General features: G+C 41.1%; 18 protein-coding genes. 7 read left to right on the top strand and 11 right to left on the bottom strand.

All coding sequences use genetic code 11. The features are described 5' to 3' along the window. Positions 1-188 precede the first annotated feature (188 nt). On the top strand, positions 189-1,295 hold the full coding sequence (locus ACRWQM_RS15480) for an inorganic triphosphatase (RefSeq protein WP_434930555.1): 1,107 nt from the start codon (positions 189-191) through the stop codon (positions 1,293-1,295). Positions 1,296-1,391: 96 nt separating this feature from the next. On the opposite strand, the gene ACRWQM_RS15485 is transcribed toward ACRWQM_RS15480, so the two are convergent. After that, positions 1,392-2,600 (bottom strand): class I SAM-dependent methyltransferase, encoded by a 1,209-nt coding sequence (locus tag ACRWQM_RS15485; RefSeq protein ID WP_434930556.1) that lies wholly within the window; start codon positions 2,598-2,600, stop codon positions 1,392-1,394. A 467-nt stretch (positions 2,601-3,067) separates the two neighbouring features. On the opposite strand from ACRWQM_RS15485, the gene ACRWQM_RS15490 reads away from it, so the two are divergent. After that, the gene (locus ACRWQM_RS15490) at positions 3,068-4,201 is read left to right on the top strand and encodes a patatin-like phospholipase family protein (RefSeq protein WP_434930557.1); all 1,134 of its coding nucleotides are present in this window, start codon (positions 3,068-3,070) and stop codon (positions 4,199-4,201) included. A gap of 55 nt (positions 4,202-4,256) precedes the next feature. Here the strand turns inward: ACRWQM_RS15490 and ACRWQM_RS15495 are convergent, their stop codons facing one another. The 7 genes from ACRWQM_RS15495 to ACRWQM_RS15525 all read right to left on the bottom strand — a co-directional run bounded on the left by ACRWQM_RS15495 (position 4,257) and on the right by ACRWQM_RS15525 (position 11,157). Beyond that, positions 4,257-5,135: a substrate-binding periplasmic protein gene (locus ACRWQM_RS15495; RefSeq protein WP_434930558.1), complete on the bottom strand. Its 879-nt coding sequence runs from the start codon at positions 5,133-5,135 to the stop codon at positions 4,257-4,259. 444 nt (positions 5,136-5,579) lie between these two features. Then, positions 5,580-6,752 carry a serine hydrolase domain-containing protein gene (locus ACRWQM_RS15500; RefSeq protein ID WP_434930559.1) on the bottom strand — a complete coding sequence of 391 codons (1,173 nt, stop codon included), beginning with the start codon at positions 6,750-6,752 and terminating at the stop codon, positions 5,580-5,582. A 168-nt stretch (positions 6,753-6,920) separates the two neighbouring features. Further along, positions 6,921-8,384 carry a catalase KatB gene (gene katB / locus ACRWQM_RS15505; RefSeq protein WP_434930560.1) on the bottom strand — a complete coding sequence of 488 codons (1,464 nt, stop codon included), beginning with the start codon at positions 8,382-8,384 and terminating at the stop codon, positions 6,921-6,923. 248 nt (positions 8,385-8,632) lie between these two features. Further along, complete coding sequence (locus tag ACRWQM_RS15510; protein ID WP_226411347.1) at positions 8,633-8,881, bottom strand: YgjV family protein; 249 nt, start codon at positions 8,879-8,881, stop codon at positions 8,633-8,635. 109 nt (positions 8,882-8,990) lie between these two features. Further along, on the bottom strand, positions 8,991-9,428 hold the full coding sequence (locus ACRWQM_RS15515; RefSeq protein WP_226411349.1) for a PaaI family thioesterase: 438 nt from the start codon (positions 9,426-9,428) through the stop codon (positions 8,991-8,993). A 182-nt stretch (positions 9,429-9,610) separates the two neighbouring features. Further along, entirely contained in the window at positions 9,611-10,279 is a 669-nt protein-coding gene (locus ACRWQM_RS15520) for a response regulator transcription factor (protein WP_434928169.1), read from the bottom strand. A 284-nt stretch (positions 10,280-10,563) separates the two neighbouring features. Further along, positions 10,564-11,157 carry a DUF2238 domain-containing protein gene (locus ACRWQM_RS15525; protein ID WP_434932045.1) on the bottom strand — a complete coding sequence of 198 codons (594 nt, stop codon included), beginning with the start codon at positions 11,155-11,157 and terminating at the stop codon, positions 10,564-10,566. Between the two features lie 297 nt (positions 11,158-11,454). Between ACRWQM_RS15525 and serA the strand changes: the two genes are divergently transcribed. Together serA and ygfZ are read left to right on the top strand one after the other, a co-directional pair. Further along, a complete protein-coding gene (gene serA, locus ACRWQM_RS15530) occupies positions 11,455-12,684 on the top strand; it encodes a phosphoglycerate dehydrogenase (RefSeq protein ID WP_434930561.1) in 1,230 nt (409 codons plus the stop codon). 143 nt (positions 12,685-12,827) lie between these two features. After that, complete coding sequence (gene ygfZ / locus ACRWQM_RS15535; RefSeq protein WP_434930562.1) at positions 12,828-13,793, top strand: tRNA-modifying protein YgfZ; 966 nt, start codon at positions 12,828-12,830, stop codon at positions 13,791-13,793. A gap of 470 nt (positions 13,794-14,263) precedes the next feature. On the opposite strand, the gene ACRWQM_RS15540 is transcribed toward ygfZ, so the two are convergent. After that, positions 14,264-14,713, bottom strand: coding sequence for a hypothetical protein (locus ACRWQM_RS15540; RefSeq protein ID WP_434930563.1), 450 nt, complete (start codon positions 14,711-14,713; stop codon positions 14,264-14,266). Positions 14,714-14,929: 216 nt separating this feature from the next. Beyond that, positions 14,930-17,242, bottom strand: a complete 2,313-nt coding sequence (locus tag ACRWQM_RS15545) for a S9 family peptidase (protein WP_434930564.1) — start codon at positions 17,240-17,242, stop codon at positions 14,930-14,932. A gap of 192 nt (positions 17,243-17,434) precedes the next feature. On the opposite strand from ACRWQM_RS15545, the gene ACRWQM_RS15550 reads away from it, so the two are divergent. The 3 genes from ACRWQM_RS15550 (at position 17,435) to ACRWQM_RS15560 (ending at position 19,775) form a co-directional block, all read left to right on the top strand. Continuing rightward, the gene (locus ACRWQM_RS15550) at positions 17,435-18,427 is read left to right on the top strand and encodes a class 1 fructose-bisphosphatase (protein WP_434928163.1); all 993 of its coding nucleotides are present in this window, start codon (positions 17,435-17,437) and stop codon (positions 18,425-18,427) included. Positions 18,428-18,713: 286 nt separating this feature from the next. Continuing rightward, positions 18,714-19,214 (top strand): hypothetical protein, encoded by a 501-nt coding sequence (locus tag ACRWQM_RS15555; RefSeq protein ID WP_434930565.1) that lies wholly within the window; start codon positions 18,714-18,716, stop codon positions 19,212-19,214. A 15-nt stretch (positions 19,215-19,229) separates the two neighbouring features. After that, on the top strand, positions 19,230-19,775 hold the full coding sequence (locus tag ACRWQM_RS15560) for a tetratricopeptide repeat protein (protein WP_434932046.1): 546 nt from the start codon (positions 19,230-19,232) through the stop codon (positions 19,773-19,775). A gap of 93 nt (positions 19,776-19,868) precedes the next feature. Here the strand turns inward: ACRWQM_RS15560 and ACRWQM_RS15565 are convergent, their stop codons facing one another. Further along, on the bottom strand, positions 19,869-21,110 hold the full coding sequence (locus ACRWQM_RS15565; protein ID WP_434930566.1) for a dicarboxylate/amino acid:cation symporter: 1,242 nt from the start codon (positions 21,108-21,110) through the stop codon (positions 19,869-19,871). Positions 21,111-21,198: the final 88 nt, after the last annotated feature.

Genomic DNA, 21,198 nt, shown 5'->3' on the forward strand with positions numbered 1-21,198 from the left:
TAACTCAAGCGTCCACATAAAGAAACAGTGTAGTTTCAATTTCGCACTACTGTGATTTACACTTGCAGCACAGAGTATAATTTATCTGAGCGGTGCAATCCTAAGGGATTTTTATTACAGAAATGTGACATTGTGAACTAAATATGACGCATTAATGAATATTTGATTACAAGGTGAGTAATAAGTCAATGAATGCTGAAATTGAGTTGAAACTGTTGGTGTCTCCCCAAGACCATGATTCATTAATAAAAAACCTTAATAAATTACACAATTCATCTTACTGTAAAAGTGAATTTTTATTTAATCATTATTTCGATACTAGCACATTACAATTAGCCCAATGGGATATGGGCTTGCGTGTACGCGGCTCAAAAAACCATCAAGAGCAAACCCTTAAAACCACAGGGAGTGTTATAAATGGCCTTCATAGTCGCCCTGAATATAATGTGTCGACCGCTGAAAAAACACCCAACCTTTTTTTGTTTCCCGACCATATTTGGCCAAAAGGCACAGTAATAGCTGAGCTAAACTCTGCGCTTATGGCTATTTTTGACACAAATTTCACACGAAAAACTTGGGTAGTAGCCATCAACCAAAGCACGATTGAGGTCGCGCTAGATAGTGGACAAGTCATTACCCCTAAAAATAACGGAGTAATAAGTGAACTGGAATTTGAATTGATAAAGGGTAACAGTGCAGAATTAATCTTATTAGGCTTAATTATGGTTGAGTATATTCCACTCAGATTAGGCCAGCAAAGTAAGGCATTAACAGGCTATTTATTATCAGGACGAGTCCCTATTAAGCTCAATACTAACTGGCCCACTGAACTAGATAACCTGAAAAGCTCAGCCCATATATCCCCAGAAGTACTTAAACCATTACTCAAAATGGGACTCACCCATTGGCTGCAACTAGAAAGCGCTTTGGAGTACATGGCTAACCTGATTGATAGCGAAAGTCATCCGCTAGATGAACTACACAACCAGCAATTAACCGACACCTCGACGAGAGCTGATCTTTACCTGAGTACCTTTGAGCAACTATTACGCTGCATAATGCTGATTAGCCACGCTATGCTGCAACATAAAGTGTGCAGTGAGCAATTAAAGCAAGATACTCAACCGTTAACGGCACTTATTAACAGTCTAATTATCGATTTAACAGCAATACCAAACTGCACGCCACAATTACCAAATCAAGCTCACTCATCTTTAGCCTGTATAGAAAATCTTTGGCAACTTAAAAGCTACGGTAAACTGCAACTCACCTTGATGCAGTACCTCACATGCTAAAACTTAACTTTCGAGAGCTAGGTCCAATACATAAATTTAAAACAACTTAAACACATTCAGTTTAAATCTAAGCCGCTTAAATAATATCGTTTTAGTCTAACCTAGCAAGGTTTCTAAGCATTGCTCTTCAATGCCATAAAAAGCTTTAATGTCGGCAATTTGTTGCAATATAGCGCTGTTATCGCGAGCTTGGGTGCGTTTTTGAGCCAAAATCATTTTATTTTTGCTGGTGTGTTCAAGTGAAATAAACTCAAATACTTGAGTATCATAACCGTGGGCTTCAAGCAGTAATGCGCGCAGGCCATCGGTGACCATTTCAGCTTCTTGGCCTAAATGAATACCATGCTGTAATAACGGTGCTAGCAAAGTCGGACTTTTCATTTGTGGGCGGATTTGTTTGTGACAACACGGCGAGCACATGATAATTTCCGCGCCAGTTTGAATCCCCATATGCAAAGCATAATCAGTGGCAACATCACAGGCATGTAAGGCTATCATGATGTTAATCCCCTGGGCTTTAAAGTGTTGCACATCGCCCTGCTCAAACTTAATCCCAGTTAACGCTAGCTTAGTCGCGGTTTGATTGCATAAATTAACCAGCCCTTGACGAAGTTCTACACCGGTAACTTGAGTGCTCACCTGCAGTTTATCGATAAAATAGTCGTGCACAGCAAAGGTTAAATACGCCTTACCTGAACCAAAATCGGCAATGTGCACTTCACTATTGTTGGCTAGACCTGTGTTATCAATAGCACGTGACAACACTTCAATAAATTTATTGATTTGCTTCCACTTACGCGACATAGCAGGAATAATTTCGCCACTGGCATCAGTAATACCTAACTCGCGCAAATAAGGACGGTCTTGTTCAACAAAACGTTTTTTAGCACGGTTATGCGGCGCGGCTTCACTATTAATTGCGGCATCGACCTCACCAGCTTTAGGCACATTTTTATTGCGGTATTTATTGATCAATACCTTGCCTTTCTTGCTGATACTCAGTTGGACCTCCCACTCTTGGGTGATCAAATGTGCATTTTGAAATTCGCTTTCGAGCCATTGTTGACACAAAGTTTCAACCTCAGCCAGTTCAACATTTTTAGTAATGTGATTGGTACGGTATTCATATAAACAAGACAGCAACCGTAGGCCTTTTAGCTCCACTGGACGCATAGCAATACGCTTAAGTTCTTTATTGTCGCCACAGTATTTTGAAAACACTAAACGTTGCAGCGTATTATCAGCTAAAGCACTGGTACATTGTTGCACAAAGCCATTAAGTTCGAGGGTATTGACGTTCGACATTGAAATCTCGTTTACAGTAAATAATTTAAAGCTGCGCAGCACGCAAAGGGTGATAAATAACCACTCACAGCCTATTCAGGTGCTCTATTCTACACCATCTAGCGAATACCACTCTCCTCTTGATGATATTTGTCTGAGTAAGTTAAATCATTTCCCCAGAACCAAGTCCAAAACACATTTAACCACTTAATCTATCAGCAGCAAGCTGCCAGCTAAAAAACCAGCGACCTCAATGCCAACAACGTGCTTTAAATCAATAAGACAAAATACATGATAAGGCGCCGATTTAATCAGCATATTTTATTGTTAAAATTATGCAAACAATCTTATATAACCTGTAACTTGTTCTATGCTTACAAGGTACTAGAACGGATAACTAGGTGAATCTAGGTCATATGGGACATGACTATTAATAAGCACATGTAATTACCATTTCATGAAGATAATAACTCAAAAGAGATCTTACTATGACCAAACGAGCCTTAGTGTTATCCGGTGGCGGTGCTAGAGGTGCTTATCAGGTCGGTGTACTTAAGGCGATAGCTGATTTACACAACAAAAATGCGCACAACCCTTTCTCAATTATTAGCGGGACGTCATCGGGTGCAATTAATGCCGTAGGTCTGGCGGCTTCAGCTAACAATTTTCGTCTTGCGGTAAAAAAGGTTGAATATTTTTGGCAGCACATAACAGTAGATCGGGTTTATAAAGCGGGGGCATGGGATCTGCTCAAAAGTGGCGGCACCCTATTATCGTCCATGCTAAATCAAGGCATTGGCATGAATCGTCCGTTGGCTTTTTTAAATAATGACCCCTTAAGGGCCTTACTCGCGCACACAATACAATTTAAAAATATACAAAAACGTATTGATGCCGGTTATTTGGATGCTGTCGCTATTAACGCCACAGGATACACATCAGGAGAGTCGGTCAGTTTTTTCCAAGGTAAATCAGACATCAAAGGCTGGCGCAAAGGCCGCAGAGTGGGGGTGCCAACACGATTAGCAGTTCAACATCTTATGGCTTCATCTGCCATTCCTACAATATTTCCCGCTGAGAAGGTTAGTCGAGAATATTTTGGCGATGGTGCCTTAAGACAACTAGCGCCACTGAGTCCTGCACTTAAATTTGGTGCAGATAAAATCTTGGTCATAGGGGTTAGTGGTAACGCGGGAGTTATTCCCAAACGTGAAACCACCACCCATTCGCCTTCGCTTGCACAAATGGTAGGGCACTTATTTAATAGCGCCTTTGTCGATAGCTTAGAGCATGATGTGGATATCATGCTAAGGATGAACGATCTGATTCGAATCACTCAAAATCAAGTTGCCTATACTGAACAAGGTGAAGTTCGGGCAGTTAATTTGTTAGCGCTAAATCCTAGAGTGGAATTCGATAAAGTCGCCGCTAAGCACGTGCACACCATGCCATTTGCCATGCGATCCTTGATGAAAACCACAGGCGCGACGGGTAAGGGAGGCGGCGCTAGTTTTGCCAGTTACTTGCTGTTTGAACCCGGATTTTGTAGCGAACTGATTAGCAAAGGCTATCAGGATGCTATGGAAGAAGAAGCCGCTATTAGAGAGTTTTTTCTTGATTAACAGCCCAACTAATTAAAATCACCCGACCATTAATGTAAAAAAACCATGATTGAGATTATTCCTCGGTATACCGATTAGCACCGATCTTTTGTTGATGCTTGTTGAGTAATTTAGCCAATTCGCCACTGCTTTCCATTTTACGCACTGAGGCATTAAAAAGGCTAAGGATCATGTCTTGATGTAATGACTTTCTTGATACCAGCATATGAAAACTTTCTTTTACATTGTTGGGTGTTGGCCTAGACACCAAGTCTGGCGGCATAAGGTCATGTTGTTTCAGGGCTAAGGTGCCATAAAATGACTCCTTACGGTCAAGAAAGAATTTACAGCGATTTTTCTTGAGCATGTCTGACAAATGGCTCATGTAGGGAGTCTCTATTAGGCCTAAGTGTGGCGGCCAGCCAAACTGTACATAATTAAAGCCCTTTATTCCACATACCTGACCGTACTTCGACAGGTCTTCCAATTTTTCAATGATAGGTTCTGAGATAAAGCTACTTTTAAGGTAAAAGTAGCTTGGCGTGAGATAATAATAGGCTTCGGAGGCACGAAAATCGATTTCTCGTTTGGCATTGAGCGATGCACTCATGGCTGCATCAATCGAACCATTACGCAAAGAATGCAAGCATCGCACCCAAGGACGTACCTGAATTTCATATTCAAAAGCTGTTGAGGAAAAAACTAAAGCTAATAATTCAATGTCATAACCATCACTTACAGCAGTAGGTTTACCATTTTCTCGAATAAAATAATTAAAAGGTGGAAATTCAGTATCTTCTATACAAAATTTTAATACCGTAGATGATTGTGATTTTGTTTGCTTAGCCAATACTGTTGGGGTCGAAAATAAGCTTAATAAACAAACGACTGACAATACCAACAATAATCGTGCTAGCAATCCTTTGACCAAATGAAAAAATAATAAAAGCTGCATATCACCTCGGTGCGGGTAAAACGCTAAATATCCTTATTCTGCTTAAAGTATAGCGCCTGAAATCAATTACCATTATTAGCAATAGTCACTAAAGCATAGTTGAGTATTTAATATTTATCCTACAAAGTTGGTGGTATATCCAGTACTGCTTTCTTCCTCGTTCTGCTCGCTAAATGCCAATCACACTCACCATAAAATGGAAAATTTGGCACTACCAATTGGTAATATTAATCATCTATAGTATCGGCCATCTTCAAAGCAACACCGCCTGAAGAATCTAAGCACATAAATTTAAACCAATTTAATACCAAAACAATCGGTTTAGGGGTAGCAATGTTTAATACTAAAACTCCGTTAAGAGGCTTGTTGGAATGCAACCAAAGTGACCAAGGACGGCATATCGATGCTGCCGCAGAACATGTTAAATCGCTAAACTGACTCAGTTCACATTAGATGTGACTTTTTGGTGAGCAATAAATTGCTCCGAATGGCTTGGCGTATCTGGGTGTGAAGTTCAAAAACGCGACTAAGATCATTTAGATTTAAGGATAGGTTTTCTAACATAACCAGATCAAAATTGAATTCAGGGTAATGAAGTGACATAGACATATATCCAGGTAAGTAGCCTGTATGGCTGTATTCTGTGATGCCATCTTCTGTATTGATTCTAAGCCCATAGCCATAACTCATATTCGGCCATAAAAATTTAATACGGGTATGAGAGCGTGTCATAAGATCATAGCTTTTAGGGCTGATAAGCTTTCCTGAGTGTAATTGATGCTGAAATTCGGCAAACGCAGCTGCAGATGCAATCAATCCTCCAGCGGGAAGTAATGATGCGTCAATAACCAGATTTGCAGGCGCAATAACATCCGATTCATTCAAGCCTATAGCCAGCGAAGCCAGGTTTTGTCGAATGGTTTCAATACTGCCTACTTGCGCATAAATTCCGTTGAGCTTGTTAACCTGTGAAAATTGAGCAATCTGCATAGCAAATGATTGTTGATTTACCTTTTCGAGCAGTTGACCTAAAAGCGCATAACCAAAGTTGGAATATTCAAATTGGCTTCCTGGCTCAAATCGATTGGGCTTGCCGAGTTCATCCACTCCCGATGTGTGACTAAGCAGATGGTGTATGGTAATTCTTTCATCATATTGGTTGGGAAGAAATGAAGATGCACTTTTATCGGAATTCGTCTCAATGCCATGTTGGAGCTTACTTTTATCCAGTGTTACATGGTCAAAAAGATAACGATTAAGTGAGTGATTTAAGTCGAGCTTGCCAGCATCAACCGCTTGTAATACCAAAGTTGCGGTGATTTGTTTAGAGAGTGATGCCATAACGAAGCTTGACGCTTGATGAATGCCCTCACCTTTTTGCAGTTCGAGAAGTGGTATGCCATTTTCGAGTAACATGACGCTGCCACTGAATGGCTGCAATGAATCATTTATAGCGGCTTGGATTAAGATATTGATATCTTGTGGTTTTGGTACTGTTTTAATGCTTGCATCTTTAGAAAGATTATCGCCTTGTAACAAGGAGGTATTGCTATAGCTGTAACCACTTAGTAATAACAAAACACTGAACAGAATTGTAGCGACTGCGCGAAGATTCATGGGTTATCCTTAACTTTAATAGCAATAATGAATTTATTTTCTAAGGGTGCAAGCTTTGCACAACCTAGTTGCATGAATAACAAACCGCACACGCTAAAAAGGACTGAATAATTTCAGTCCTTTTTATGTACCAATATAAATGCCATCAGCACTAACTTAACGGGTTTGCTATAAGCCTAATGCCTTTGCAATGCGCTGGCCATAATTATCATCTGCTTGGCTAAAATGTGCGACCATTTTTTGCTGCACATCTAGGCTTGCTTGAATAAGCGATCCGCTAATGGTGTTAATTAAGCGCTGCTTTTCATCGGCTGAGAACATGCGATACAAATTACCCGCCTGACTAAAATCATCTTGGTTGTAACGACTATATCGCGCTGCTTCTCCGTCTAAACGCAGTGGTGGCTCAGCAAAATTAGTCACTTCCTGCAATGGTGTTGTCGAGGTATTCGGACCATAGTTAGCGCTCGCATCACCACCGGTTTGGCTGCCATTAAATGGACATTGAGTTCCCGCCATTGCCCCACCACGTTGATGATGGTTGGCTTTAGCTGCATGCGGACAGTTAACCGGTAACTGATTATAGTTTGCCCCAATGCGATAACGTTGGGCATCGGCATAGGCAAACAAGCGCGCTTGCAACATCTTATCTGGCGATGCGCCGACACCAGGTACTAAGTTACTTGGCGATAGCGCCACTTGTTCCACTTCGGCAAAGTAGTTTTCTGGCATGCGGTTCAGCTCAAGTTCACCTATTTCAGTCAATGGATAATCAGAGTGCGGCCATACTTTGGTTAAATCGAACGGATTAATAGCATAAGTATTGGCTTCAGCCTCTGGCATAATTTGAACATTAACCGCCCATTTGGGGAAGTTTTTGTCAGCGAGTGCGGCAACCATGTCACGTTGTGAAGAATCAGGATCAATTCCCTTTAGCTTATCTGCTTGCTCATTGGTTAAATTAACTACGCCTTGTTGAGACTTGAAGTGAAACTTAACCCAAAAGCGCTCACCTTTGGCATTCCAAAGTGAAAATGTGTGTGACCCATAGCCGTGCATTTGACGATAATTTGCAGGAATGCCTCGATCAGACATTAATATGGTGACTTGATGCATAGCTTCTGGGTTTTGCGCCCAAAAATCCCACATGGCTTGTGGATCTTTTAGGTTAGTTTGTGGGTGACGTTTTTGAGTATGGATAAAATCTGGAAACTTAATACCATCACGTAAAAAGAATGTCGGGGTATTATTACCCACAATGTCATGATTACCGCGAGCGGTATAAAAACGTAATCCAAAACCGCGAGGATCACGTTCTGCGTCTGCTGATCCCATTTCGCCACCTACGGTAGAGAAGCGCACAAAAGTTTCAGTTTGCTTACCCACACCGTTAAAATGATCTGCTATGGTGTAGTCACTTAAATCTTTAGTCAGCGTAAAAACGCCATAAACACCTGTACCTTTAGCATGTACGATACGCTCAGGAATACGCTCGCGATTAAAGTGCGCCAGCTTTTCAATCAAATGCCAATCTTGCAATAAAAGAGGCCCTCTTTCACCTGCTGAAAGAGAGTTTTGATCATCAACTATTGGTGCACCATTTTGACTGGTTAAATAATTTACATTGCTCATTTATATTCCCCTAATTACTTTCGAGTAACCACTGTTCAATTAAGTCGTAAACGGTTGCCATTGTGTTTTCCTCGGCTGTCGTTATCGTATAAAGCGATAATAGAGCAACCAAAAAAACAATAAAAGCGATTAAAAACGATAATAACAATCGATTATGATAATCAGGAGAGTATGTAAGAAAGTAAGAACCGATTAAAAATGCAATAAAAAGCCGAAGCATGCTTCGGCGTTGTCGCAAAATAACAAGGTTATTCTGAAGATGGTTCCGCTGCAGGCTCGCGATACAATTTCACTAAATAATAAGCATCAATTAACACAATGAAAAAATTCACTAACGCGACTGGAATAGCATCAATCGCTAAACCATAGGCAACAAATAACGCTGCGCCGACTAAGTTCCACCAGCGAAGTTTTTTAATATTCGCCATCATTAAGGATATCGCCACCACTACCGAAGCAAGATACCCCACCCATTCCCAAACTGTTGCTGTATCCATATTTATTCCCCTATCACGCTGTTTTATTGAGTATAGTCTGGGTCTGTGGATCTTCCATGCTAAAATTCATCTCAACATACCTACAGATTTTAGCTCAATATGATGAGGTCTAACGTTCAACAACCGCAGCTGTCATCCGTGAGATACAACATAAATCATTAGCACTGTTATGGATTAAAATTTCCCACACTGAACTGCGTTTGCCTATATGAACTGGCTTTGCTGTGGCAGTTAATGTGCCATTGCGAGAGGCTTTTAAATGGTTTGCGTTAATTTCCTGGCCAACACAATAGAACTTGGTGAAATCAACAACAAAGTTTGCTGCATAACTGGCAACGGTTTCAGCAAGCGCGATGTTTGCACCACCATGCACTATACCAAGTGGGTTGTGTACACTAGGGTCGGCGGGCATAGTGGCCTTAAGATAGTCATCACCAATTTCGGTAATTTTAATCCCTAGGGTTTGCATCAGTGTGCCTTTGCCATTCATCCCTGCATCTAAGCGCTCGCAATCTGCAAGTGTTACTTCTCTAAACCAAATACTCATTGAATACACCCAGTTAACAATTGTTTTTCCAGTGTACTGTGAGATGACGGCAGAATAAATAATTAACTATCAAATTGATCTTTATAATGTATATTTTGCCGCGCTAAAAATACAAAAAAGGGAGCTATGATGCTCCCTTTTGTTACCACGAAAATCAACTGCATCCGCCGAAGACAAAGACTCTAGCTTACCAACTCAAAATGAGTTTGATAAGTTTGCGCCCAGCGTAATAGTTCAACTCTGTTTCGGGATTGTGTTTTACGAAAAACAGAAGAGATATGGGCTTTTACAGTGTGCTCACTAATGCATAAGCGATGGGCAATTTCTTTATTCCTAGCACCACTAGACACTAGCTGAATAATGGTCCTTTCTCGATTAGTCAGCATTTGTAACATGGCAACCGTATCTGCAGGGATTTCGTTATTATTATCAAGTTTTTGAACTAAACGTCTAAAAATTTTACTGATCAATGGTCTGTCGTACCAAAGCTCATCAGATACCATCTTACGTAAACCAGTTAACATTAAGTCCATTCGTTGATCTGAATATAGCAGTCCACGCACCCCCAGCAATAATGCAGTCTCTTGATCTAATGAGCCGCGTTCTACTTGATATAAGGCTACGGGGACATGATTAACAATACGCGAAACTAATAGAGGAATACCTTTGCTATCAAGGGCTGCGCCTTTTTGAGCCACAAGGTAAAAACTATTAGACTTTTTTTCGAACTCTAATTCAGCAGCACTCTTGACGATGCGTGTCTTTAGGCCTATCGATTCAGCAAGAATAGCTAAATGACAAGGTGCCGATAATTGGTGTAAAAAAACCAATTCATATGTATTGGAACTCATCACTCTTCTCCCTGAAAAGTTTAATTTGTTCAAGTGCTCCTAACTATGAGGTTTAACCACATCATCAATAAGCCAAAGTGCTTAATACTTGAACATCATCCTGTGTTTGATTTTATACCTAAATCTTACCTTGAAGCCAGATACAATTGCTCATAAACGCCTAGAAGTAAGGTAAATGGATAAACTGAGTAATAAGGGTAGTAGAAATTAACTAGAACAAAGAGAAAGTTTATCAGTCAAAAGTATTAATCGTATTTTTGACTGATAAATCATAAAGTTTTTAACTAGGGCTTAATAGCTACATTTAAATTTTGAATTTGTCGATTATGCAGACTAGTTAATAAGACTAATCCACAAATACCGCCAATCAAGGCTAAAAACATGTCAGACTGGGTATCCCATACATAGCCTTGAGTGCCTAAAAAGGCTTCGGCATTTTCACCCGTTGCGGCGGCAATCCACCATTCTATTAGTTCATAGAATGCAGAGAACGCTAATACAAAACATACCGACAAAAACTGGCACCAAGCTCCCAACTGAAGTACTCCGTTACGCAACATTATTTCTCTGGCGACAATAACAGGCACAAAACCTTGGGCAAAATGACCGACTTTGTCATAGTTGTTTCGCTCACTGCCCATCACTTGCGCTAACCAGTCAAATAACGGTACTTCCGCATAGGTAAATCTCGCTCCAACCATTAATACTATGCAATGAAATAAAATCAGCCAATAGGCCAAAGGGGTTAATGGGAAGCGGCTTCGAGTATAAAATAACAGTGGTAACGCGATTAAAGCGGGTATCGCTTCTAACCACCAAGTGAACATATCTTTGGGATCACTCACGGACCAAAGTAGCACCGCGACATAAATTACCATCCATATAACTTTATTCAGCAATGTAAATTCCTCTTATTCGATATTGTTCTAGAATTAGAATATTAACTTTAGCCATCTAGCCCTCCACAACTGGCCAAAAAAGTGCTACTTTGACTAGGCGCTGGAAGTCGCAAATTATTCCCAAAGTAGAATTGACCTTATTGGCCGTTTCTAAGGTTAGTAACTTGACGTCACTTGGGAACAGATATCAAGCATAAACTAATTGATATTATAAGCATAAGTACTAATTTAACTAGGTACTAAATCAGCAATTATACATTAGAGGGTACCCATATCATGGCGAAACATTCGCTTGACAAGGATAAGATAAAAATCCTGCTGTTGGAGGGCGTCCACCAAAGTGCGGTAGATGTACTAGAAAGAGCAGGCTATACCAACATTGAATATCACAAAGCCTCACTAGGCGAAAGTGAGTTATTGGAGTCCATCAAGGATGCCCATTTCGTTGGTTTACGCTCGCGCACTCAATTAACTGCTGAAGTACTTAGCCATGCAGAGAAGCTGGTTGCCATTGGCTGTTTTTGTATTGGAACCAACCAAGTTGATCTTGCCGCAGCTGAAAAACTCGGTGTGCCTGTTTTCAACGCGCCATTCTCTAATACCCGCAGTGTCGCTGAATTAGTCATTGGTGAAATCATCATGCTGATGCGCGGCATTCCACAACGTAACGCTCAATGTCACCGTGGCGGCTGGCTAAAAAGCGCCAACGGTAGCGTTGAAGTGAGAGGAAAAACCCTAGGTGTCATTGGTTACGGCCATATTGGCACTCAGCTCGGTATTTTGGCTGAAACCTTAGGCATGCGAGTTATTTTCTTTGATATTGAAGATAAATTACCCCTTGGTAATGCCTCACAAATTCACAGCCTAGAAACATTACTGGCCACAGCTGATGTTGTAAGCTTACATGTTCCTGAAACGCCACAAACTAAAGATATGTTTGGTGAGAAAGAATTTAGCCAAATGCGCAAGGGCAGTTTCTTCATTAATGCTTCTCGCGGCACAGTGGTTGATATCGATGCACTTGCAGAGGCTGTTAAGTCTGAGCACATTGCAGGCGCGGCTATCGATGTATTCCCAGTTGAGCCTAAATCAAATGATGATGAATTTGTTAGCCCACTTCGTGGCCTGGAGAATGTGATACTGACACCGCATATTGGTGGCAGTACCGCTGAAGCGCAAGAAAACATTGGTATTGAAGTTGCGGGTAAATTGGCTAAATACTCAGATAATGGTTCTACGGTATCTGCCGTTAACTTCCCTGAAGTATCACTAGCGCAACACGCTGGTGCCTCACGTTTACTGCATATTCACCATAACCGTCCTGGTGTGTTGATCAAAATTAACCAAGCATTTTCGGCTAAAGGTATCAACATTGCAGCTCAGTATCTGCAAACTACCGCTGAAATTGGTTACGTGGTAATGGAAGTCGATTCTGATCAAGCTGAAGAAGCCTTAGGTGAACTGAAACTGATTGAAGGCACAATTCGTACCCGCGTATTGTTTTAATATCGATAGCGTCAGATCACAGTAACAATAAAACGACTATTTATCATATTTAGATAGTCGTTTTTTATTGTCTTGCCCCTTTAGAGTCCCCACCGATTGGGCTACACTGCTGGCATTATGTTGCTGTATTACAGGAAAATCCTATGAGCCTTTCAATAAGTCAACCAGATTGGGCCCCCACCCAAGACACACCTGCAATAATGCTAGCTAACCTGAATCATTTAGGTCTTATAGAAGTAACGGGGGAGCAAGGTCGCAGTTTTATTCATGGCCAGGTAACAACTGATATTACCTCACTTACCGCAGACCAATGGCGCTGGGGCGCGCACTGTGATGCCAAAGGTAAAATGTTAGCCAGTTTCCGCGCTTTTGCATTACAAGACAGCTTATTTATGCTGATGCCCACCAGCGCATTAGCGATTGATTTACCCCAGTTAAAAAAATATTCAGTATTTAGTAAAGCAGAGTTAGTTGATGCATCAGCTAACTGGCAATTAATCGGTATTGCAGGCAGCGATGCCAACACTTTTGTAAAACAACATTTTGCCGAAGTTAGCCCTGAAACTGCCAGTGAAGTCACTGTGGTTGATGGTGGTTTGCTGCTTAAAGATGGCCAGCGTTTCATCGCCATGTTAAGCCCAGAAAAAGCCCAAACTCTTTATGCAAACCAAACCTTGTACAGCGCTGCTGCATGGCAAGCATTAGAAATCAAAGCAGGTTACCCCAATATTCCTGGCGTACATGCCAATCAATACGTACCGCAAATGTGTAACGTGCAGTCTATTAATGGCATCAGCTTTACTAAAGGCTGTTACATGGGCCAAGAAACCATCGCCCGTATGAAGTATCGTGGTGGTAACAAACGCGCACTTTATATCTTATCTGGCACCAGTAGCCAAACGTTAACAGAAGAAACCGCATTAGAAATCGCCCTTGAAGGCGGCTATCGCCGTGGCGGCGCTATCATTGAGTTTGTTCAGCAAGGCGATCAAGTATTACTCACGGCCGTGTTAGCCAATGACACTGAAGCTGATGCGACTTTGCGTATTGCTGGTGATGAAGAATCTGCTTTAACGATTATGCCGTTACCTTATTCGCTAGAAAATTAGGCCGAATGGTTTAATACTCTAGCTGAATAATGAAGTAGAGCCCGAAAATAGCGACTTGATTAAAACAGTGTAACAGGCACTTTTACTGATTAAGTCGCTTTTAAATTAGCGGAAGCAAACTTTACCTAGGTAGAGAGTAATCTAATTTGTGGTCATTTAAACGACGTTTTTTACCTACTAAAATCAAGGGGATTTAGCCATATCTTCAGGCCGGTTCTGGGCCTTGGTTTTATTTATTAGACTTGATATTTGCTTTCGAGTCTGAATACAGTCAACGAAAAAACTGACTAAATGGATAAAACAATAAACCAAATACTCCTGCTCTTGTTAGTATTTTTACAATATGAAATGAATCAATAAAGTACACATAAGGTAGTTCTACACCACTCATTATGTAAGCTGACAACCCACTAGCAAATAAAGTAGAAATATGACTGGCAAAATGAGAGCTCTCTTCGCTCGTTTTTTATTCAGGCATTAGCTTTTCCACTTAGCGTTAACCAATTTTGAAAAGTACCCATAGAATAGAGGACACCTATACCTAAACAAATACTTGAACTGGCAACCCAAAACGTCAAACTGTTTTCGGGAAACATCGGCATAATCATAACAAATGCGACGCCACGAACTAAGTAAATGAAAGAGATAACGAGTAACCCAAGCTTTAGCAAAGGCAGCTTAGGTATCACTTTAGCGCCAGACAAACCATATAGCGCCCAAAGAGTTAACACTAAAACAATAATAGAAGTCACGACTGTAGGATACCAATCACCATTTTCAGCCATCCTAGCCATTTGCTCACCGGCACCAAAAAAACGATACCAGTCACCACCAAAAATGATACAACCTAAATGAGCTAAAGCTGCTACCGCACTAGACGTTGCACCCAAGATTAAAAACTTATTCTTCCCTGACGTCATCAAACCTCCCTAAATATCTATCAGCTTAAACTAACCTACATCACCGACCATTATCATATTGGGTAAATAAATTAAGCTCAATAACTCATTCTAATCAATTGAGGCTCAACACTGAAACAAGCTACCCAATAACAGTACAGCCAAAGTCTTAAACACAAAAAAAGCGAATAGGCCTAAACCGCATTCGCTTTCCTACAACATCAAATCCAAAAGCCCTTACTTCAATTGGCTATCCAAAAAGGCGGCTAACGATTTATACAAATGATTACGCACTTTCTCACCACGCATTGAATGCTTAGAACCTGGGTAATCCATCATTTGAAATAACTTACCTTCATCCTGCAAGGCTTTATACACCCGAGTGCTGTTTTCAAATAACACATTGTCATCCGCCATGCCGTGGTACATCAACAGGCCAGATTGATAGTTTTTCACATAAGGTAAAACACTGCCTGCATCATAACCTTGTTTGTTAACCTCCGGGTTACCCATGTAACGTTCGGTGTAATGGCTGTCATATAAACGCCAATCACTCACAGGCGCACCAGCAATGGCAGCTTTAAAGTAATCAGGGGCTTTAAATTGGCTCATCAACGCCATGTAACCACCATAACTGTGACCATAAATCGCCACATTATCGCCATCGATGAAAGGCAAACTACGCAGATAATCGACACCGGCTTTTTGATCGCGAACCTCTGCATCACCCATGTTTTGATAAATCACATATTCGAACTTTGTACCGCGATGGGCTGAACCACGGTTATCTAATTGGAACACCGCATAACCTTGTTGCAATAAATACTGGGTAAAGTAATCAGCCTCGCTCCATGCGTTCACAACTAACTGGGCATGAGGCCCGCCGTAAACTCGCACCACAACAGGGTATTGTTTGCTGTCATCAAATGGTACTGGCTTAAATAAACGGTATTGTAATGTTTGACCATCATCGGCATTTAAATGACCAAATTCCGGCATCGCCCACTGACCTGCCAGTGCATAAAGCGGATGCGAAGCATTCACTTCATTTTGTTCAACCCAAGATAATTGCTTGCCAGATTCGTTATGCAAACTAATTTGCGGTGGCTGCTGTAAACTGCTGAAGTAATCTAGATATACTGGCTTATTTTCAGCAAAGACACTTTGATGCATACCAGAGCGTTCACTAATACGTTCTATGCTTTGGCTGCCTTTAGCTAAATTAACTCGATATAAGTGACGCTCAACCACGCTGTCTTTGCGACCAGAAAAATACAACCAACCTTGTTTTTCATCAACATAGTCAAGGCTATCAACCACCCACTCACCTTGCGTTAATTGGCGTATCAGTTGACCGTTTAAATCAAATAAATAAAGGTGGTTAAAACCATCACGTTCTGACGCCCAAACTAAAGCTGATTGCTGTTTTAGAAAGTGCAGATCATTATTTAAATTAACCCAGGCATTACTGCGCTCTTTAACAATGGTTTTAATGTCAGTTGGCTTGCTAATATCCACAATGCGTAAATCTAACGCTTGTTGATTACGGCTTTGCCATTGAAATGATAAATGTTGGCTGTCTGGTAACCATTTTACTCGCGGTAAATAAATGTCTGTTTCTTTACCTAAATCAATCCATTGGGTTTTGATGTCAGTGATGGATACCACTCCCAGTTCAATAGTTACATTTGGCTTACCTGCATAAGGGTAACGCTGCTCAGTAAGCTTAATACCGTCGGCATAAATCTCATTGCGGGTCACAAGCTCTACACCTGACTCATCAATGCGGGTAAAGGCAATGTGTGATTCATCTGGTGACCACCAGTAACCTGTCATTCTGTCCATTTCTTCTTGGGCGACAAACTCTGCCATGGCATTTTTAATCGGCCCTTTACCGTCTTTGGTCAACGCGGTAATTTTTTTACTGGTTAAATGAAGCACAAATAGGTTTTGATCGCGCACAAAAGACACATAATTGGCTTTAGGCGACAGACGGGCATCGGTAACAAAGCCTTCACCGGTATCAAGTACATTGACGGCGTTACTCTTAACATCAAAAAGATACAGTTGGCCAGACGCGGGAATTAAAATTGACTGACTATCATCAGCCCAAAAGTACTCCATGATCCCTTGGCCATAAATACGTTGACGCTCACGACGGGCTTTTTCTTCATCGGATAATTCATCCGCGGCTAATTTGTCCGCATCAATCAAACGACTGCGTACACCACTGCTAATCTCCATTTGCCATAGATCATAAAAGCTCTGGTTATCATCTCGACCAGCAAGGTATGTCACACGTTTACCGTCTGGCGATAAACTTAATCCTCTAGGACTTGAGCCCGCCAATGCTGGCGAAGCGTGGATGCGCTCTATAGTTAATGCGTTATCGCCACCCTTTAAACCAATGAGCGGTAAAGTGGTATTAAATATAGTATTGATGCTTGTTGTGTGTTGAGCATGATTAACTGATGTCATTTGAGTCGCCATAGATGATGTACTGGCAAATAGAAAAGCAGCCAAGGCTTGTTGCTTCCATGTAAGGGTCATTATTATTTTTCCTAAAAAATTTTTACTCACGCATTCTGCCTGAATTCACCTTAAAACGAAAATGCCTCATCAAGCGCTGAAATTCACGCCATTCTAGGGTATGATCGCCGCCAATAAGATTCAAAAAATAATTAATTATAATCATCTTCAAGAATAACCGACCTTAACCTTAAACTTGTCATAGGAATAAGCATGCAAACTTTGGCACAAACCCTAACAACACAAGCAGTCAAACCCTCTCTTACTGAGCTCATATTATCGTTAGCTGACACCTCAAAGGCCATTAGTGGCGCGGTGCGTCATGGTGCGTTAGCCGGGATATTAGGTGCAACAGAGCAAGAAAACATTCAAGGTGAAACACAAAAGAAATTAGATGTGATCACTAATGATATGCTTAAAGATGCGTTAAAAGCGGAAGGCAATGTACGCGGATTAGCTTCAGAAGAAGAAGATTATGTGGTTGAAGTGAGTAAACAAGGCGAGTACCTAGTGTGCTTTGACCCTTTAGACGGCTCATCAAACATTGATATTAACTCACTTGTGGGCACAATTTTCTCAATATTACCTGCACCAACAGGTGAGCTAAACGAGCAAAGTTTTTTACAAGCTGGCCGCAACCAAGTGGCTGCCGGTTATGTGCTTTATGGTCCGTCAACCATGATGGCATTAACCACAGGCCACGGAACACAGTTTTATACCCTAAACCCTGGCAGCGGTGAGTTTTTACTGACTAATGACAATGTACAAATTACCCCTGATACCGCTGAGTTTGCGATTAATATGTCAAACCAACGTTTTTGGGAAGCGCCAATGCAAACCTATATTGCCGATTTACTATTAGGTAAAATAGGTCCTCGTGAGCAGTCATTCAACATGCGTTGGATTGCGGCTATGGTAGGTGATGTACATCGTGTACTTTGTCGTGGCGGTATTTTTACTTACCCAACAGACAACAAAAATCCAGCAAAACCATTCAAGCTACGTTTAATGTATGAAGCCAACCCAATGGCATTTTTGGTTGAACAAGCTGGCGGCAAAGCCTCTACCGGCTATGAAACGATTTTAGACATAGTGCCATCTGAAATTCATCAACGTGTGGCCGTGATTCTAGGCAGCGCCAACGAAGTGGACACCTGCTTGAGTTATCATGGCATTGATTATAGCGAAGAACCTGTAATTGATTAAGTTATAACCATTAACAAAAAAACCGCCTTTGGGCGGTTTTTTTGTTTGTAAAATAATCGTGTCATCAAACTTTTGTTTGAACCTAAGGCCTTTACTTTACAATGGTTTGGTTAACCTCTAAGTTAGCCCGCTTGACAGTTACCTAAGGACGACAACGATGTCGCGCAGTGTCCAATCTCATAAAAATACATATCTTGGGATAGTTATTGTATTTGTGCTTTTCAGCATAGGGGCTTATAGCTATATCAATTCAAACTCAAACGACGCACCCTCATCAGGATCTGTTTTGGTTTTACCGATAACATTAACAGCAGAAGCCACTGAGCCTTGGTGGAATATGTACGCTGCAATGGATAATCTCAACCACCAATTAACGCTAGGGGCTAAGTTCCCCATACTGCAGACTGAAGATGTGATCAGTATGATGCAGCTCGCTGATGCTGGTAATACGATTAATAGCACTCTAGATAACTCTGAGCATCATGTTGATATAAAAAGATTAATGGCCATTTCCGGTGCCACATATATTATTGAAGCTAATATCACCAAAGCCAATAACGGCTATCAGTTAACCTATAATTTGCATCAAGAAAATCATCAGCAACAACAGATAATTGAGGCAGCAACAGTAGATTCATTAATGACTTTAACCGCAGCTGATATTAACCAACAGATAAACCCTAACAATACTGCACCACCTTCAACATATCATTCAAACTTTGATAATTTACAACTCATTAAGGGTCTTGGCTTTATGCAATCTGGCGACTGGACTTTTGCACAATAGCAATTAACCCAGACTATTGCTGCAGAACCAGAAAACCTACTCGCCAGACGATTATTAGCAGGACTGCAATATCAACACACCCAATATACCTTAGCTAAAGCAACGTTAACCTCAGCAATTGAACACGCTACAGCGATTAACAATGAACGTGAACTAGCAAAATTAAGGTTATTACTAGCCCAGACAGCTCTAGAAATGACTGAAATTGAGCCAGCATTAGCGTTACTGTCAGTTGCCAAAACTCACGCTGCCAAGGTGAATGAGTGGTTATACTTAGGCTATATTGCACAACTTGCTGGTGTCATTAACCAGCGACTTGGACGTAATGAAGAGGCAAGACTGCAATTTAAACAAGCGATTAAGTACCATCGAATGATGGGGTACCCTATTGGCCAATCACAATCACTTAATTTGCTTGTTGAACTTGAAATTGTTGAACACAATTATCCCCAGGCGTATCGCGATATTGCCCGATCATTTGAACAAATCTCGGGGTTAGGGTTAACTGAACTGGAAGCAGCAACATTATCCTTAATGGCAAAAGTCGAAGATAAACGCTAAGGCAGTTAACATCACCTTGGATATCGATACGCTCTACAAAACAAAAAACGGCCTTAAATAAGGCCGTTTTTTTATGATGAATAAAGCTAGCTATTACACTTTTTCTTCAACACGGTGTGGCGCTTCGGTTTGATCTACAATAGTTAATACTGCGGTATCGCCCACTACATTACATGATGTCAGCACCATATCAATAATACGATCTAATGCAGCCACAATGGCAAAAGCTTCTACTGGCAAACCCATTTGATGGATTAATACGCCAATCATCACCATACCACCGCCGGGCACACCACCTGCACCGACAGACAATAAGAACACACTAAACAATAATGCCGGTATTTGCTCATTACTGATTGGCATGCCATAGGCATTGGCAACAAAGAAAATAGCGATAGTAATATAAATAGACACCCCGCCCATGTTCATCGTTGCCCCTAGTGGCACGCCAAACCCTGCAACCGCTTTACTGACACCAAGCTTGTCAGTAAGCGTACGCATAGTGACTGGAATGGTGGCATTTGATGATGCGGTCGACAATGAGAACAGGATTTGTTCTTGGGTTTTAGCGCGGAATTTTTTCGCTGAAATAGGCGTAAAAAAGCTGACTGCATAGGGATAAACCACAAAAATCCATAGCAGTAATAAGCTTAAAATGAGTACTAAATATTCCACCACGCTGACAAAGACTTCTGGCTCTAAAGTCGCCCCTAGTTTGAACATCAAGGCAAACACCCCGATAGGCGCAATGCTCATCACGACAGAAATCAAACGCATCATAATCTTGTTAGCGGTTTGAAAACCTTTAACCGCACCCTCAACGGCACTGCCCATTGACTTCATTACGCCACCTAATAGCAATGCCATAAAGATCACCTGCAGCATATTGCCAGAGGTAAAAGCAGAAAAAGGATTATTGGGCACAATACTGACAATTAAAGTGACGAGGTTTGGTAATTCTGTTGCGGTAATCGCTGCAGAATCACTACTGCTCATATCAACGCCTTTACCGGGTTCAATGAGCATGGCCACGATAAATGCCGCCAGAATGGCTACCACGGTATTTATGATATAAAAACCAAAGGTTTTGCCGCCTAAGCGGCCAAAGCTTTTTAAATCTTGCAGCTCACATACGCCGCAAATAATACTGACAAATACCAGTGGTACCACAAGCATCATGATCATATTAACGAACATGGTGCCAATTCCTCCGGTAATATTGACTAACGTGCCGGAGAAAAATGCAACATCAGCAAGTGCAAATTGCACAATACTGCCTAAAATTACCCCTAGAAAAAGACCCGTAAAAATACGGGCTGATAATGACTTCATCATTGACTTGTATATCCTTATTATTGCCTAGATTAATTCAGGCTTGTTGTTTTAGTGCCAAGATACTGAGCTATCAAAATACAGATTTCAA

This window comes from Shewanella sp. HL-SH5 (assembly GCF_051163755.1).
GTDB lineage: Bacteria > Pseudomonadota > Gammaproteobacteria > Enterobacterales > Shewanellaceae > Shewanella > Shewanella glacialimarina.

Bases quoted from the DNA above. Each gene is read 5' to 3' on its own strand.
- ACRWQM_RS15480 (WP_434930555.1), top strand. From the start codon at position 189: ATGAATGCTGAAATTGAGTTGAAACTGTTGGTGTCTCCCCAAGACCAT.
- ACRWQM_RS15485 (WP_434930556.1), bottom strand. From the start codon at position 2,600: ATGTCGAACGTCAATACCCTCGAACTTAATGGCTTTGTGCAACAATGT.
- ACRWQM_RS15490 (WP_434930557.1), top strand. From the start codon at position 3,068: ATGACCAAACGAGCCTTAGTGTTATCCGGTGGCGGTGCTAGAGGTGCT.
- ACRWQM_RS15495 (WP_434930558.1), bottom strand. From the start codon at position 5,135: ATGCAGCTTTTATTATTTTTTCATTTGGTCAAAGGATTGCTAGCACGA.
- ACRWQM_RS15500 (WP_434930559.1), bottom strand. From the start codon at position 6,752: ATGAATCTTCGCGCAGTCGCTACAATTCTGTTCAGTGTTTTGTTATTA.
- katB (WP_434930560.1), bottom strand. From the start codon at position 8,384: ATGAGCAATGTAAATTATTTAACCAGTCAAAATGGTGCACCAATAGTT.
- ACRWQM_RS15510 (WP_226411347.1), bottom strand. From the start codon at position 8,881: ATGGATACAGCAACAGTTTGGGAATGGGTGGGGTATCTTGCTTCGGTA.
- ACRWQM_RS15515 (WP_226411349.1), bottom strand. From the start codon at position 9,428: ATGAGTATTTGGTTTAGAGAAGTAACACTTGCAGATTGCGAGCGCTTA.
- ACRWQM_RS15520 (WP_434928169.1), bottom strand. From the start codon at position 10,279: ATGAGTTCCAATACATATGAATTGGTTTTTTTACACCAATTATCGGCA.
- ACRWQM_RS15525 (WP_434932045.1), bottom strand. From the start codon at position 11,157: ATGGTAATTTATGTCGCGGTGCTACTTTGGTCCGTGAGTGATCCCAAA.
- serA (WP_434930561.1), top strand. From the start codon at position 11,455: ATGGCGAAACATTCGCTTGACAAGGATAAGATAAAAATCCTGCTGTTG.
- ygfZ (WP_434930562.1), top strand. From the start codon at position 12,828: ATGAGCCTTTCAATAAGTCAACCAGATTGGGCCCCCACCCAAGACACA.
- ACRWQM_RS15540 (WP_434930563.1), bottom strand. From the start codon at position 14,713: ATGACGTCAGGGAAGAATAAGTTTTTAATCTTGGGTGCAACGTCTAGT.
- ACRWQM_RS15545 (WP_434930564.1), bottom strand. From the start codon at position 17,242: ATGACCCTTACATGGAAGCAACAAGCCTTGGCTGCTTTTCTATTTGCC.
- ACRWQM_RS15550 (WP_434928163.1), top strand. From the start codon at position 17,435: ATGCAAACTTTGGCACAAACCCTAACAACACAAGCAGTCAAACCCTCT.
- ACRWQM_RS15565 (WP_434930566.1), bottom strand. From the start codon at position 21,110: ATGATGAAGTCATTATCAGCCCGTATTTTTACGGGTCTTTTTCTAGGG.